Origin of the sequence: Brevibacillus sp. M2.1A, assembly GCF_013284355.2 — a bacterium.
GTDB lineage: Bacteria > Bacillota > Bacilli > Brevibacillales > Brevibacillaceae > Brevibacillus.
In genome coordinates this window covers 3258999-3273926 of sequence record NZ_JABSUY020000001.1, presented here as the reverse complement: position 1 = coordinate 3273926, position 14928 = coordinate 3258999, and the positions used below count along the sequence as shown (strand labels likewise).

General features: G+C 48.3%; 14 protein-coding genes. 1 reads left to right on the top strand and 13 read right to left on the bottom strand.

The window, feature by feature from the left end; translation table 11 throughout:
• Positions 1-33: 33 nt before the first annotated feature.
• Both HP567_RS16255 and HP567_RS16250 read right to left on the bottom strand, forming a co-directional pair.
• Complete coding sequence (locus tag HP567_RS16255) at positions 34-513, bottom strand: cell wall elongation regulator TseB-like domain-containing protein (protein ID WP_173609475.1); 480 nt, start codon at positions 511-513, stop codon at positions 34-36.
• Positions 514-542: 29 nt separating this feature from the next.
• Positions 543-1244, bottom strand: coding sequence for a hypothetical protein (locus tag HP567_RS16250; protein WP_173609476.1), 702 nt, complete (start codon positions 1242-1244; stop codon positions 543-545).
• A 133-nt stretch (positions 1245-1377) separates the two neighbouring features.
• Between HP567_RS16250 and HP567_RS16245 the strand changes: the two genes are divergently transcribed.
• Positions 1378-1557 (top strand): hypothetical protein, encoded by a 180-nt coding sequence (locus HP567_RS16245; RefSeq protein WP_133257456.1) that lies wholly within the window; start codon positions 1378-1380, stop codon positions 1555-1557.
• Between the two features lie 63 nt (positions 1558-1620).
• On the opposite strand, the gene HP567_RS16240 is transcribed toward HP567_RS16245, so the two are convergent.
• The 11 genes from HP567_RS16240 to bshA form a co-directional block, all read right to left on the bottom strand.
• Positions 1621-2925, bottom strand: coding sequence for an amidohydrolase (locus HP567_RS16240; protein WP_173603902.1), 1305 nt, complete (start codon positions 2923-2925; stop codon positions 1621-1623).
• A gap of 16 nt (positions 2926-2941) precedes the next feature.
• Positions 2942-3565 (bottom strand): redox-sensing transcriptional repressor Rex, encoded by a 624-nt coding sequence (locus HP567_RS16235; protein WP_173609477.1) that lies wholly within the window; start codon positions 3563-3565, stop codon positions 2942-2944.
• Positions 3566-3580: 15 nt separating this feature from the next.
• Positions 3581-4486, bottom strand: coding sequence for a ComEC/Rec2 family competence protein (locus tag HP567_RS16230; RefSeq protein ID WP_173609478.1), 906 nt, complete (start codon positions 4484-4486; stop codon positions 3581-3583).
• A 41-nt stretch (positions 4487-4527) separates the two neighbouring features.
• Complete coding sequence (gene dinG, locus HP567_RS16225; protein WP_173609479.1) at positions 4528-7431, bottom strand: ATP-dependent DNA helicase DinG; 2904 nt, start codon at positions 7429-7431, stop codon at positions 4528-4530.
• Positions 7432-7522: 91 nt separating this feature from the next.
• The gene (locus tag HP567_RS16220; RefSeq protein ID WP_173609480.1) at positions 7523-8977 is read right to left on the bottom strand and encodes a tetratricopeptide repeat protein; all 1455 of its coding nucleotides are present in this window, start codon (positions 8975-8977) and stop codon (positions 7523-7525) included.
• Positions 8978-9059: 82 nt separating this feature from the next.
• Positions 9060-9443: an aspartate 1-decarboxylase gene (gene panD / locus HP567_RS16215; protein ID WP_007723146.1), complete on the bottom strand. Its 384-nt coding sequence runs from the start codon at positions 9441-9443 to the stop codon at positions 9060-9062.
• 20 nt (positions 9444-9463) lie between these two features.
• A complete protein-coding gene (gene panC, locus HP567_RS16210) occupies positions 9464-10330 on the bottom strand; it encodes a pantoate--beta-alanine ligase (RefSeq protein WP_217367020.1) in 867 nt (288 codons plus the stop codon).
• Positions 10327-11190, bottom strand: a complete 864-nt coding sequence (gene panB / locus HP567_RS16205) for a 3-methyl-2-oxobutanoate hydroxymethyltransferase (protein WP_173609481.1) — start codon at positions 11188-11190, stop codon at positions 10327-10329. Before panB ends, panC begins: the two co-directional genes overlap by 4 nt.
• A gap of 259 nt (positions 11191-11449) precedes the next feature.
• Positions 11450-12433 carry a biotin--[acetyl-CoA-carboxylase] ligase gene (locus HP567_RS16200; protein WP_173609482.1) on the bottom strand — a complete coding sequence of 328 codons (984 nt, stop codon included), beginning with the start codon at positions 12431-12433 and terminating at the stop codon, positions 11450-11452.
• On the bottom strand, positions 12423-13646 hold the full coding sequence (locus HP567_RS16195; RefSeq protein ID WP_173609483.1) for a CCA tRNA nucleotidyltransferase: 1224 nt from the start codon (positions 13644-13646) through the stop codon (positions 12423-12425). The genes HP567_RS16200 and HP567_RS16195 overlap by 11 nt, the downstream gene beginning before the upstream one ends.
• A 127-nt stretch (positions 13647-13773) precedes the next feature.
• Positions 13774-14916 (bottom strand): N-acetyl-alpha-D-glucosaminyl L-malate synthase BshA, encoded by a 1143-nt coding sequence (gene bshA, locus HP567_RS16190; protein WP_173609484.1) that lies wholly within the window; start codon positions 14914-14916, stop codon positions 13774-13776.
• Between the last annotated feature and the right edge of the window lie 12 nt (positions 14917-14928).

Below are 14928 nucleotides of genomic sequence, written 5' to 3'. Positions count from 1 at the left end.
CCATAAGGAAAAGGCCTGTCGTATGCAAGCGTCTCAGGTTGGAGCGAGCACGTATGAGGTTAACAGAGCGCCCGTGAATAGATCATAGTGAATGTAGTGATAACGACCGTCTTTGTCTTTTACAGTGACTTCCCAAAATTTCTTATCGTTTTCGAGACCAGGAACCAAATGAGTGATCTCCGATTGTGGGAAGGACTTATAAACTGCCTCTTCTACATTCTTTTTTGGAACAGCAAGATCCATTCGATCAAAGCTAACTTTCTGATCGGTCATCCAAGCTACAACTTGTGTCCCCGCCTTATTTTTCCCAATGACGACAGCGTAGCTCTCCTTGCCTCGATATTCATCAATGGATTCAATCTCCGTGATCGTTGTGCGATCCTGGACCCACTGACGAACGGTTTCCTCAAATTGATTGCGTTCCCCTGCTACAGAAGCCGTCAGGTGATAGGCGAACCCAGCTCCCGTAAGTAAAATGACGGCAACGATTGATAGGATAATTCGTACTAACACAGCAAAGTAACTCCTTTACGTGGCTGACATTACAATCGGAATCGAAGCTGGTCTCTCTTCACTCCAACTGCCGTTTGTATTTGCAAATCCAGCTCCAGTTGACGAAGCTGCCCCGTAGTTGACTCGTACCATAGTTGGTAATTGACTTTCATTCCGTTCGTTACATTCGAAGTCAAATCATGAATAGGGAAGGATGGACCTAGCCACATCGATAATAACGAAGAGACTTTCTCAGGTGGAACCGCAATCCGATATCCACTCCATCCTTGCCCCGCAGTATCTTCAAGGCGTTCAGGACGAACGGATTGCATAACTCCCTTGAGCAATACTGCGTGCTCATACGGGGTGAACAGCGCATACGGCAGTGCAGCATGGTCCTGTATCTGGCCATCAATTCGAACCGAAACTGGCTGCCCATCTTTTCTGGCTATTTCAAGCTGGTGGCCACCGATTTCTCCTGCGAGCTGAAATTGCTCATTTTGAAATCGCCCATGTAAGGTCTGATCCTTCATGTAAACCAGAAATGAGCGTTCCTCGTCCTGCGTGATCTGCTCCAAAAGCTCCGCTACCGTCGTCGTCTGCCCCGTTCCTGTTGTTTGTCTGACCGCAGACGCAGGATCCGTGCTGCCTGTATTGGCTGATCGACTTACTGTCCCCAATACAATCCCCAGGAGAAATAGACCGAGTAGGATAGGAATGAGCCACCACAGCAATTTGGGCCGGATGTACATGTCGTCCCCCCTGTCCCATTTTTGTCTTTAGCCTATGCTATACGGGAAGGTTTTAGAACGACACGGAAAAGTTGCTAATCATAGCTTAAGGTCGGGCGGTCATACTACACATACACCCCGAGGAGGTGAGCGCGTGACATCTTCGCAACAAACTACATCTCCTGACATACTTGGGTTTCTGTTACAGGAATACCGCGTCTCCTGGGCAGGATTGTCGTCTCCCTTGCGTCAATGGTCGCACACACCCACTCTTCATTTTCGCCATCATCTCCTGACAAAAGCTGTGGCAAAAATGAACAACGGAACGTCGTAGTATCCAATTCCCCTACCTACACCTGCACTGCCTTACTCCTGTCCCCCACCTGACAGGAGCCTTTTACCGTTTTAACGTTTGGAATACGCGGTTCGCTTCGTAAATCGCGCGCTCCTCATCGATGGTCAACAGCTTATGGTTACGCATCAAGAATTTACCCGCTACAATCGTATCTTTCACATCTCGTCCATTTGCCGCGTACACCACGTGTGAAATCGGTTGGTGCGCCGGGTGGAAATGGGCTTGATGGCTATCCATCACGATCAAGTCAGCTTGCTTGCCTACTTCAATGCTTCCAAGCGTTTCTTCTTGGAATACCCCTTCTGCGCCATAACGGGTAGCCATGCGAAGCGCTTCCTCTGCTGGAACTGCTACTGGATCGTTGTTCACACCTTTGTGCAGAATCGCAGCGAGCTTCAATTCTTCGAACAGATTCAAATTGTTGTTACTTGCAGAGCTGTCTGTACCGAGCGATACGCTTACGCCTTTTGCCAACATTTTCGGAACAGGCGCAACACCGCTTGCCAGCTTCAAGTTGCTGACTACATTATGAGAAACTCTCACGTTGTATTTTGCCAAAATGTCGATTTCTTCATCCGTTAGGTGAACAGCGTGCGCGACGAGTGTTGGGCGATTGAACATACCCAGCTTTTCCAAGTGAGCGACTGGACGCAGTCCGTAGTCCTTCTCGTTTTGACCGACTTCCCAAGCGGTTTCTGACATATGGATATGAAGCGGCAAGGACAACTCATCAGCTTTTTCGATAATTTGGGTAATAAATTCTGGCGAGCAGGTATACGGCGCATGCGGTGCCATCATGACGGTAATACGTCCGTCTGCCTGATTATGCCATTCTTTTGCAAAAAGTGTCGCGTCCTTCAGCTTTGTTTGACGTTCTTCTTCGGAGCACAGACCGATCATTCCTCGGCAAAGGCGGGCACGCATTCCAGCTGCATCGACTTCCTTCGCCACAACATCCATATGGTCATACATATCCACAAACGTGGTAGTTCCGGTACGAATCATCTCAATAAGCGACAGTTGGGTACCCCATTTTACTGTGTCACCCGTGAATTGCGCCTCCAATGGCCACATTTTGTCTTCCAGCCATTGTTGTAGCGGCAAATCATCTGCATAACCACGTAGGAGGGACATACCAGCATGTCCATGCGTGTTGATTAACCCAGGCAGTATGTAGTCTCCTTTTTGATCGATAACTTCATCGTATCCCGCTTCCGACAGGTCCTCAGGAGTTGGGCCCACATACGTAATCTTGTTGCCTTCGAATGCTACGGCACCATCGTAAATGACTTCATTCGTATCGTTAACGGTAATGACTGTTGCGTGAATGAGGATCGTCTTTTTCATAGTATACACTCCATTCTTATGTCAAGTAGTAGGCCAAGCTTTGCAGGTTGGACGTCACGTCCGCATAGTGAATGCGAACATCCTTTCCTGCGCGAATCGTCGTAGGGGCAAAATTCAAGATCCCCCTGATACCCGCTTGAGTCAACTGATCACATACGGATTGCGCTGCAGGGGCCGGTACCGTAATAATCGCCAGCTTGATTTGCTTTTTAACGATTGTCTCTTCCAGCTCTGATAAAGGCTGAATCGGTATACCTGCGACTTTTTTGCCCTGCTTCTCTGGATTATTGTCAAAGATGGCCGCAATCCGCATGTTATCTTTCAAATAAGCGTTGTAGTTACTGATGGCATGGCCCAAATGCCCAGCTCCGACCAAAGCGACACGGATTTCATCCGTTAGCTTCAGGATTTCACGTATTTTTTCCACCAGATAATCGACATCATAGCCGATTCCCTTTTTTCCAAAATCACCAAAAGCTGCAAGATCTTTTCTGATTTGGGCAGGATTCACATCAAGATTCTTGCCCATCTGTTGGGAGGAAACGGTGGTCACCTCAACTTGCTGCAAATAACTGAGGTAACGCAGATAAATCGGCAAACGACGGACGACCGCTTCTGAAATCTTTTCGTGTTTTGCCACGTTCGGTCTTCCCCCCTAATTCTTTTGCTTCAAAATCCGATATTCTTTTCCATTCGATAAAATGGTAATGGAACCGTCGTGGCTGGTAACGTATGTCTCGGCCCATGACTCACCCAAACGCTCTATGACCTCCGTCTGACCGTCTTTCATTTGATCCCGTGATCGGCCTGTCTGAATAATGGCGACCTGAGGATCGACCTGCGTCAGAAACGGTTGTGAAGATCCCTGATTGCTTCCCTGACCGGCTACCTTTAGCACTTCCGCCTTCAGTTTGTCATTTTGCCGTTCCAACAGTCGCTCCTCTGCTTTTTCATTCACGGCACTCATAAACAAAAACCGCAGTTGACCGTGCGTCAATCGAAAAACAAGAGAATTGTTCTGAGGCGATAAAAATAACGGTTCATCCGGAAGCAATACTTCCATGGAGATTTCTTGGTCAAGAGTGAGTACTTGTCCTTGCTCTGCTTCCATCTGCTTTTGGTTGGAGCGAAGCAGCACGACATGCCGAATGGATGGTGCGATCAGCTTTGGCAAAATGACAGCATCGATGAGCACTTGTTGGCTCAATGAAGCGTAGCCTCCCATATGTTCCGGCTGGTCGTTCGTCAACACCACAAAATCGAGCCGTGTAATCTTGAGCTCTGCCAAGCGCGCTGAAAGAACGGGCCAATCTTCTGACGTACCCGTATCAATCAGCATCGTTTTGCCGCCTGGCATTCTCAAAAGCGTACTCTCACCTTGTGGAAGTGCGAAGTAGGTGATTATGAGACCCGAAAATTCCTGTTCTGTCTCGGTTTCAAACGGGTCATCTATCTTCACTGCTGCTTCTTGCAAATACAAATGGCTATCAATCGAGCATGCGCAAAGGAAAAACACACTCAGAACTACTATCCACCAACGCCACTCTTTTTTCCATAACATTTATTTTATCACCTTAATCCCTATGAGACTATTGCTTCATTTTATGAATCTGACAGGGATTGCATACTAAGGAATGGCTCTATGCGCTCTCGCAGAGTTGGCCATGGACCGCTTTCGATTTGAAATGGCGGCAAAGATTGAAGGAATGAGCGTCCATATCTCGACTCAACCACACGCGTGTCGAAAACGATCACGACCCCTCTATCCAAGTGATGGCGAATTAATCGCCCCACCCCTTGCTTAAATTGTAGAACGGCTTGTGGAAGAGACAACGACATAAAGGCGTTTTTTCCTTCTGCCTTCAAAAGCTCTGCCCTTCCTTGATAGACAGGATGATTCGGCGGAGCAAACGGAAGGCGAACAATAACTAAACTGCTCAGCCATTCCCCCTGGATATCGACACCTTCCCAGAAGCTGCTAGTTCCAAGCAGCACACTTCTCTCCATGCTTCGGAACAGTCGCACCAGCTTGCTCCGATTGTTGCTATCAATCCCGTGACCGAATAACGTATACGGTTCTGGAGCATCTGCCAGTCGTTCTTTCATCGCTTGGTAAACAAGTCGAAGCATCGAATGGGAGGTAAACAGGATCAGCGTCCTTCCTTTCGAAGCCAGTACGACGTCCACGCACCCTTGAATGACCGCCTCCAAGTACGTGTGGTCACTCTCTTTGCCTGGTGCGGGGAAATCAGATGGAATCAACAGCAGCCCCTGCTCTTCATAATGAAACGGCGATGGCAGTGACAAGGTACGCACTCGTTCCTCGGGAAGCTGGTCGAGACCAAACTGGCTTTTGATGTAGGAGAAGCTGTTCTTGACCGTCAGAGTGGCTGATGTCAAAATCAGACTCCGCTTTTGTGCGAAAAGCGGTTCTGCCAGTGAGTCGGCAACCTTCAAGAGTGCCGCTGACAAATGAACCTGCTTGCGAGCTGTACGGGACTCTACTTCCATCCAATACACATACTCGGCATCCTGCTCAAGTAAAAAGAAGTGAAGCAGCTCCACGGCGTTCTGCCAGTCTTTGATGAGACCGAATAAATCTGTCAGTAGACTGCGTACGGCAAAAGGAGGCTTTTCCTCTTGCGGAGTCGTTCGCAAAAGCTGTTCGATGCCCGCTGCATATGCAGTCATCCCTTCAATCAGCTTTTTGGTTACTTTGCGTATCTTCTCGTGTTTGCCTACAAACGATTCAATTCGATAACGTACCGTCTCACGCCCAGCGTCCGTCGTCTCCTCCGCACGATCCGATGCCCATGCATACAAGAGCTGTGTCCATTGCTGCGCTTTCTCTCGCAAGGCAGCGGACTGTTTTCTTAGCTCCAAAAGCTTGGCAGCGACATCTTCTTGTACCGCAGGCATCCAGCTTTGCAGCTCTTCTGCGAAGCGGGCTATAGCCCCACCCTCCTCAACCGATGCACGATCTAACAAGAAAAGAAGCTGCGTGGTTGAAAACTGCTTGCCTAAATGCTGTGTCGCTGCATCCTCCAAATGATGGGCCTCATCGACGATAGCAACTTCATACGAAGGGAGGATTCTGTTTTCCGCTTGCAAGTCGCTGATGAATAGGGCGTGATTGACGATGAGGACATCGACATCGCGTGCCCGTTCCTTCGCCTGGAAATAGTAACAGCGACTAAACCACGGACAAGCCCGATTCAAACAGGAACTCGTATCACTTTTTACCTGTTGCCACAGCAGTTGACCACTTGGAGGCATGCTCAGTTCTTCCACGTCACCGGTAACGGTTTGTGTGAGCCACGTCAGCATCTGTCCTTTGACCAAGCGCATTTCTTGGCTGCTTCCTTCTACAGGTTCGTCTACGGCTTGTTCAAATTTACGCAAGCATAAGTAGTTTCCTCTGCCTTTTAGTGTCGAAGCCGTAAACGAAAACGGCAACGACTCCTGCAAGGTAGCGATTTCCTTATGGAATAGCTGTTCCTGCAATTGAATGGTATTGGTACTGACCACCAGCTGTTGCTGATTGTAATGAGCCCAAATGATCCCCGGCAAGAGATAGGCTAATGATTTTCCCGTACCTGTCCCTGCCTCTACCAATAAATGGGCGCCATTCTCCATTGCCTCATAAACGGCATGCATCATTGCTTCCTGAGCATCCCGACGTTGATATCCCGACATTTTTGCCTGCATGTACCCGTTTTCGCCCAAAACCTCCTCGAGCTGGTCGGCAAACGCTTTCGTCACTGTCGCATCGACATGAGGACGCTTTAGAGACGCTGTTAATTTTTCTTCGCGCTTCCGTAGAGCCAACTGGCGATAAATATCCCACATGTCTGAGGAATCCGTTTCGGTTGGGGTTCCATCCAGCTCTGGCAGTTCTATGAGCTTTTCCATCTCGATCTGACGTAAAAGAACCTCGATATCCGAGCGAAACGAAGAAACGAGCATCTGCAGGCGCTGGATCGTCACGAGTGGCAGTCTCTTTAAAATATCCAGCAAGTGGAGAAACAGCTGCGCCGTTGCGAGTGCATCACTATCTGCTTGATGGGGATTATCGTGCTCGATTTCCAGCTCAGACGCCAGTTCTCCGAGTCTGTAGCTATTTTGCATTGGCAAAAGAACACGGGATAGCTCCACTGTATCGAGCACGTAGCCGTCAAACGCATAATAGCCCTGGCTCAGCAGGGCTTCTTGTAAAAATTGGAGATCAAAGCTTGCATTATGTGCTACAAATGCTCGTCCGTCCAATAAACGTAAGAAATCTGGAAACACTTCTTCCAAGGAAGGAGCATCTGCAACCATTTCATTGGTAATCCCTGTTAATTGAGTAATAAACGGTGGAATATCCTGGCCCGGATGAATCAGGGTGGAAAAACTCTCGGTAATCTGCCCGTCATCGATTGCGACAGCACCAATCTGAATGATGCTATCCCCTTGGCGTGGATGGCTTCCCGTCGTCTCAAAATCTACAACTAGTAATCGATTCAAACGTTGTCACCTCGTAACCTGGGCGGAAACATTCAATCCGCACCCATTCACATTCGGCAACGATGGGAAATATTCCTGCTCTCCTGTACATTTAAGGCTGTACGAGCTCGGTTTGCATTTCTGTTTGACCGAGCTTGCTTGCACACAATTGCAGATAGATGGGGATTTCCCATAACTGTTCTGCGAATGGCAATGCCCGTTGAAAATATTGTTCAGCTAGGCGCCAATTTTCTTCCACAACCGCGATTCTCCCCAGATGAAAATACCCTAACGAACGTACATATGGCTCAGCGTCTTCCAGGAAATACTTTGCCAACCGTTTTGCTTCTTGTGTATCCCCCAGCTTTTCGTATGCGGAAATCATCCCGGATTGTCCGAGGCGATTGTCTCGGTTTTTCTCTAGTATGATCCGAAACGCTTTGATCGCTTCGTCTACCCTTCCGTCAAACAACAACATCCAACCATAACTAAAAAGAAAGTCATCATTTTCGGGTGCGAGACTAATCGCTTTTTTAACGAGCGTCAATGCCCTTTTCGTACCCGCAATGAGCCATGTATTCCAGGCCAAGCCATGCCACGTCCAGCCTTCTTTTGGGGAACGCTCCGTCAAAAAGTGATAGCAAATCTGTGCCCGGTGGTAATTGCCCACTGTTTCGTATAAAGAGGCCATTTCCTGAAGAGTATCGCTGTCCAAATCACGTGTCGGCAGTTGCAAGCCTTTCGGTGGGCTCCATTCCACCGTCTGGTCCATCGTATGCAATAACTTGGCAGCACGCAGCCATAGCATCTGCGCTTCCCAATCGTGCTCGTTTTTTTCTAAATACGGTTCCAATTCGTCCAAAGCTTCCTGTGCATCGCCATCTCTTAAATAGCAGAGCGCGAGGTTGTACTTGGCTTCTTCCTGTTCCGGCTTGATCTCGAGAGACGTCTTGAAAGCTTGCGCCGCCTCCAGCCATTGCTCCTCTTCCGCAAGTATGCATCCGATGGCATTAAAACTGATGGCCACAACGGTAGGTGAGCCTGCCGTCCTGCCGAGAAGACGGAATTCCCGAAAGGCTAATTCTGTTTCCTCACACAAAAGGAGACTGTAAGCGTAGTACAAGCGCCCACTTTCCCAGTCTGGCGATTTTTGAACTAGTTCTGCAAAGCACTTTTTTGCGTCTTGAAACATGCGCAGATGATAAAAGCCTTCCCCACGTCGAAAAATCGGCTCGTATGGACCCGCTTCCGGGGAATACTCTTTCTTTTTTCCCTCTGCTGTTTTTTCTGTTTCTACTGCCTTTGGTGATTCTGCATTACCCTTCAACTGATCCGGCTTTTTCTCTTCTGCCGGAAGCTGTCCTTCCATTTCCTTGATGTTACGGATCGCATTCGATAATTTTTCTTCGAATTGCAGCCACAGGTCTACGACTGTATCACTTACTTGGCGCAATTGAAACAATTGTTCCGCGAGCTGAAGACGTTCTTGTTCAGAAGCCCCCTGCCACTTCTCTTCGATCGTCTGCGCTTTGTTCCGAAGCGTATGAAACCAGTCTTCGATTTTCACAAGAAAAGCCACCCCCTATGAGGCATGAGTACTTTCATTGTCTCACAAGGCAGGTGGCTCTATGCAGGAGTCGACAGATCGCTTACAGAATCGTCGCGTGTACTTCTTCTGCAATCAATTCTTTGATCTGATTTTTTTCATCCATGATGGCGACACGTGGCTTGTAGGTTCTCGCCTCTTCATCCGTCATCATCGCATAGGCAATAATAATAACGATATCGCCCTCTTGTACAAGACGTGCAGCTGCTCCGTTCAAGCAAATGACGCCACTGCCTGGAGCACCTTCGATGACGTATGTTTCCAGACGCGCTCCGTTGTTGTTATTGACGATTTGTACTTTTTCATTTGGCAAAATATCCAGCGCATCCAACAAATTTTTGTCGATGGTAATACTGCCGACATAGTTCAAGTTTGCTTCAGTTACTGTTGCGCGATGGATTTTTGCTTTCATCATGGTGCGGAACACTAACAATTCCTCCCTTATCTCTACTTGATTGATGTAATCGTATTGTCGATCAGACGTGTTTTGCCAAAACGAACAGCCAGCGCGATGATGATGGTCTGACCTGCCGTTTCCTGCTCCAATGGAGTAAGCGCTGGATAGCTCAAAATTTCCACATAATCAATATCAGCCAACGGCTTCTCGGAAATCATTTGCGTGATACGATCCTTGATTGTAGAAAGAGCCACACCCTCACTTAGCCATTCTTCTGCTTGCCTCAGGCTCTGTGATAGCACGAGTGCTTGTGCTCGCTCATCTGCTGACAAGTACACGTTCCGAGAGCTCATGGCAAGCCCATCCGCTTCCCGTACTATCGGGCATGGAACGATTTGTACTGGCATCGATAAATCGTGGACCATTTGCGTTACAACGGCTACCTGCTGGGCATCCTTTTGTCCAAAAAAGGCGAGATCGGGCTGGACAATTTGAAACAATTTATTGACGACGGTCGATACGCCATCAAAATGACCTGGACGAGAAGCTCCACACAATGGTGTCGTCACATTTGCTACTGAAATATTGGTCAACATCGGCGTCGGATACATCTCGCTGACTTCCGGGGTAAAAAGAAAGTCCACTCCCGCTTCTTCCGCCATTTTGCTATCCCTTTCGATATCGCGTGGATAACGTTCAAAGTCTTCATTCGGTCCGAATTGCAACGGGTTTACGAAAATGCTCATCACAACCAAGTCACATACTTCACGGGCAGCTTTCACCAAGCTGAGATGTCCTTCATGCAAAAAGCCCATGGTTGGTACCATTCCAATCGTTTTTCCTTGCCTACGCGCTTCTTTTATATGAACACGCATCTCTGCAATCGTGGAGACTTGCTGCATCATGGTTTGCATCATGACTGCTTCACTCCTTCCCCGTACAGTTCCTTGATGGTTTCTTCGGAGGCATGGAAGACATGCTCTTGCGCTGGGAAGCTTCTTGCTTCCACTTCTTTGTTATAAGTCTCCACAGCTTCACGGATTGTTTCGCCAATGTTTGCATAGCGCTTCACGAATTTCGGTGTGATATCCGATGCGTAGCCGACCATATCATGGAACACCAGCACTTGCCCATCACAAGTCGCACCCGCTCCGATTCCAATCACAGCGATGTCCAGCTTGTCTGCAATCATGCCAGCGACCTCTTCCGGAACACATTCCAGCACAATGGCGAATGCACCTGCTTCTTGAATCGCAAGGGCTTCGTCCAGCAATTTTTTGGCTGCCTCCAGATCTCTTCCTTGTACTTTGTAACCGCCTAATTGATGTACCGATTGCGGAGTAAGTCCAATATGTCCAACGACAGGGATGCCCGCTTGTACACAGCGTGTAATGATTGGGGCGAGTTCGCGGCCCCCTTCCATTTTGACGGCCTTGGCCAGCCCTTCTTGCATTAGTCTGCCCGCGTTTTTCACCGCTTCCTCAACTGTTCCGTGATAGCTGAGGAAAGGCAAATCTGCCACGACAAATGCACGCTTGGCCCCTCTCGTTACTGCTTTCGTATGGTGTAGCATGTCCTCCATCGTAACAGGGATGGTGGAGTCATAACCGAGTACGACCATTCCCAACGAATCACCAACCAGAATCATATCAACGCCAGCTTCATCCACTAATTTCGCTGACGGATAGTCATAAGCGGTCACCATGGTAATCGGGGTTCGCATTTCTTTTTTCTTGCGGATACTCGAAGTCGTAATAGGTCTGTCGTTTTGTGCCATTTTTCATTGCTCCTCTTCGCATCAAGCCCGTGGATCGTGTGAGGAATAAAAAAACCTTCTCGCGTCAATCGGGAGAAGGTTGTCCATGTCAAAAAGACATTTTGCGTTAGCGGATTCCTTCTGTCTCGGTCCACACAGGCTCTGAGCAGATTTTTGTCCTTACACGTATTGATTTAAGATTACACGATAGATACAAAAATACTCCGGGAGTACCGTTCACCAAGTGATACAGCCTCCAAATTGGAGTATAGCAAATGATTTAATCATTTGCACGATAATTGACATCAGCCGAATAAACTTTGTGAATCTGTCCAGTCTGATCCTCGACTTTGAGTACGCCTTCTTCATCCAAGCCAACGGCACGACCTTCCAACTGTTGTGAAATCGTCTGGAGGGTCACCCATTTGCCAATGGTGTACGAATGATTCTCCCACTCTTGTTTTACACGCTCGAAGCCAGCCTGCAAATAGTGGTCATACTCTTCTTCAAAAATTCGACAGAGCCGCTGAATAAAAGAAACGCGCTTGAGTGGCTCGCCAGATTCAATTCGAAGTGAAGTGGCAATCTGTGCCAAGTCAGATGGAAAATCCGCCTCGATACTGTTGGCATTGAGCCCGATTCCGATCACTAAATAATTGACCCGATCAGATTCGGCATTGAGTTCCGTCAAAATCCCGCATACTTTTTTGTCACCAATAAAAATATCATTCGGCCATTTGATTTTGACAGGGAGCCCAGTCTCTTCCCGGATCGTTCTCGCTACAGCAACCGCCGTTAGCAACGTCATCTGAGGTGTCTTTGGTAGCGGAATCGCAGGTCGGATGATCAAACTCATCCAGATCCCCGTTCCTTTCGGAGAATGCCAGGGGCGACCGAGTCTTCCTTTCCCACCTGTTTGCAGTTCTGCCAGTACAATCGTACCTTCTACTGCCCCTTTTGCCGCAGCCTCGTGTGCCAGTGGCTGTGTAGATACCACCTCATCGTAAGCGATGACATTTTGACCAATCCGGTTCGTTTCCAATCCAGCCATGATTTCTGCTGCTGACAAGCGATCAGGGGCAACCAACAGGCGATACCCCGATTTTCGCACCGCCTCTACCTCGTAACCATCCCGGCGCAGCTCTTCGATATGTTTCCAAACCGCCGTCCTGGAGCAACCGCATGTTTGGCTCAATTCTTCACCAGAGATGAAACTGCCTGGCTGATCACGGAATGCTTGAAGGATGACTTGCTTAATGTTCATCTTGTGCAACCTCTTTCTTTGCAACTTCGACGAGTGCTTCTGGTGTATTTGGTAAACCATGCAGTGCCGTTTGTCTAAGCAACGATTCCAAGACGCGGACAATCCACTCGCCGGGCTTTTTCTGAACGGCTACTTGCAGGTCAAGCCCCGTAATTGCCAAATCCTTGATGGTTTTGACAGGCATGTTTTCGTATTGATCGAGGAGTGCTTGCTTCGAAAACGAATGCCTCTCCTTCCACCAACACGCTTGCAGTAAAAGGAAAAACTCGTTGCAAGTGTCCCACCCGACTTCAAGCAGCAATGGCCCCCACTCCATCGCTTGGGGGACATCCCATTGCGGCTGCAATCGCGTCAAAAGCTCAACCAAGCAACAAATTGCTTCTGTTTCGCGTTTGGACATTTTGAGGAATTGGCATACTTCACGCGATTGCACAGGCGAATATTTCGCTGCAAACAGTAGCAACGACCATTTTTGCGTCACGGTTTGCAAATGACGGAGCCGCCAAGCATGCTCATTCGAGAAGATGAACAGTTTTTCTACCTCAGGGGCATAAGCCATGAGCCTCGTTTCATTCAACAACTGACAACCAACCTCTGGGGCTTTGCTGTCGAGCGTTTTATTCAGCTCTTCCCGTATGCGTTCCACAGCAATATGAGCTAACAATGGCGCAGTCTGTTTCATGGCGAGCATGGTCTGGTCTTCAATAGCAAAACCTAACTGGGAAGCAAATCGCACACCCCGTAATAGCCGAAGGGCATCCTCCTGAAATCTCTCTAGCGGAATGCCTACAGCCCGAACCAGCCGATGCTCCATATCCTCTTGTCCACGGAAAGGGTCGTGCAATACTTGATGACGATCCATCGCCATTGCGTTCATCGTAAAATCCCGTCGCTCCAGATCGAGCCGAAGTTCCGAAACGAATTGAACCTCAGCGGGTCGACGGTAAACTTCATATTTTCCTTCCGTCCGAAACGTCGTGACTTCGAACAGCTCCCCCTCGACTTTTACAGATACAGTACCGTGTTTCAGACCAGTCGGGACATGATCGGGAAACAATCGGATGACGTCGCCGGGATGGGCATTCGTACATATATCTATATCATGAACAGGTCGTTGTAATAGCCAATCGCGGACGCAACCACCCACGTAGTAAGCTTCAAAACCGTGTTCCTCCAATCTGTCGAGAACACGCTTTGCCAATTCTATCGCCAATCCAATCCCCCCTTTCTGGTTTGCTCCGCCTGATCTACTCAAGGAGGCGTTTATCATGAGAGTTTTGTATGGATTGTTTATTTTTATATCCAAAGTGCATCAGCTAGCTAAAAGCTCCATCTTACGTTCAAAAACTTAGGTTTTCTTCAGTTTTGCTTGCCAGTAAGTTGGCGTACAGTGCTTCATACTGCGAAGCAATCGTTTCGTGACAAAACGTTTTGCAGGATCGCTCAATGCTATTCGCGGAGAATTCGCGGTAGAGCTCTTCGTTTTGCAAGAGACGTATCGTTTCTTTCGCCATGCCTTCCACGTCGCCAATTGGACGCAAGAAGCCGTTCACACCATCCAGTACGACTTCAGGCAAACCACCTGCCACTGTTGCGACGACTGGCACACCGCAAGCCATTGCTTCTAGTGCGACGAGACCGAAGCTTTCCTTTTCTGATGGAAGCAGCATAATGTCTGCCATCGACAATACCTCGGCGACGTCTTCCTGCTTGCCGAGGAAGCAAACATCGTCATTCAGACCGAGCTCGGCAATCATCTTGCGGACCAGCCCCATTTCGGGACCTTCACCAATAAGGATCAGCCTGGAAGGCACTTCTTCACGTACACGCGAAAATATTTCAATCACATCCGGCACTCGTTTGACCGGACGGAAATTAGAAATGTGCATAAGAATTTTTTCACCATTCGGTGCAAATACCTTTTTCAGCTTCGTAACCTCTTTCGGGTAATAACGCCGCTTGTCTACAAAGTTATACACAGGAACAATTTCTTTTTCAGTATGCAGCAGCTCTTTTGTCTGCCTGATCAAATCATTGGACACCGCTGTTACCAAATCGCTTCGCTCAATGCCGAAGCGGATCATATCACTCAAATTCGAGTCATAACCCAGAACAGTAATATCCGTCCCGTGCAGTGTGGTCACAATTTTCAAATGATCCCCTACCATTTGCTTGGCGAGGAACGCACACAATGCATGTGGAACAGCATAATGCACATGTAATAAGTCCAGGCTTTCATTTTTTGCCACTTGCGCCATTCGGTTCGCCAAGGTCAAGTCATAGGGTGGATATTTAAAAACATCATAGTTGTTCACTTCTACTTCATGATAGAAAATGTTCGGGTGAAACGCGCCTAAACGAAATGGCATTCCACCTGTAATGAAATGGACTTGATGTCCTCGCTCAGCCAATAGCTTGCCCAGCTCTGTGGCTACTACGCCCGATCCGCCCAATGACGGATAGCAAGTAATCCCGATCTTCATACAGTGTCACCC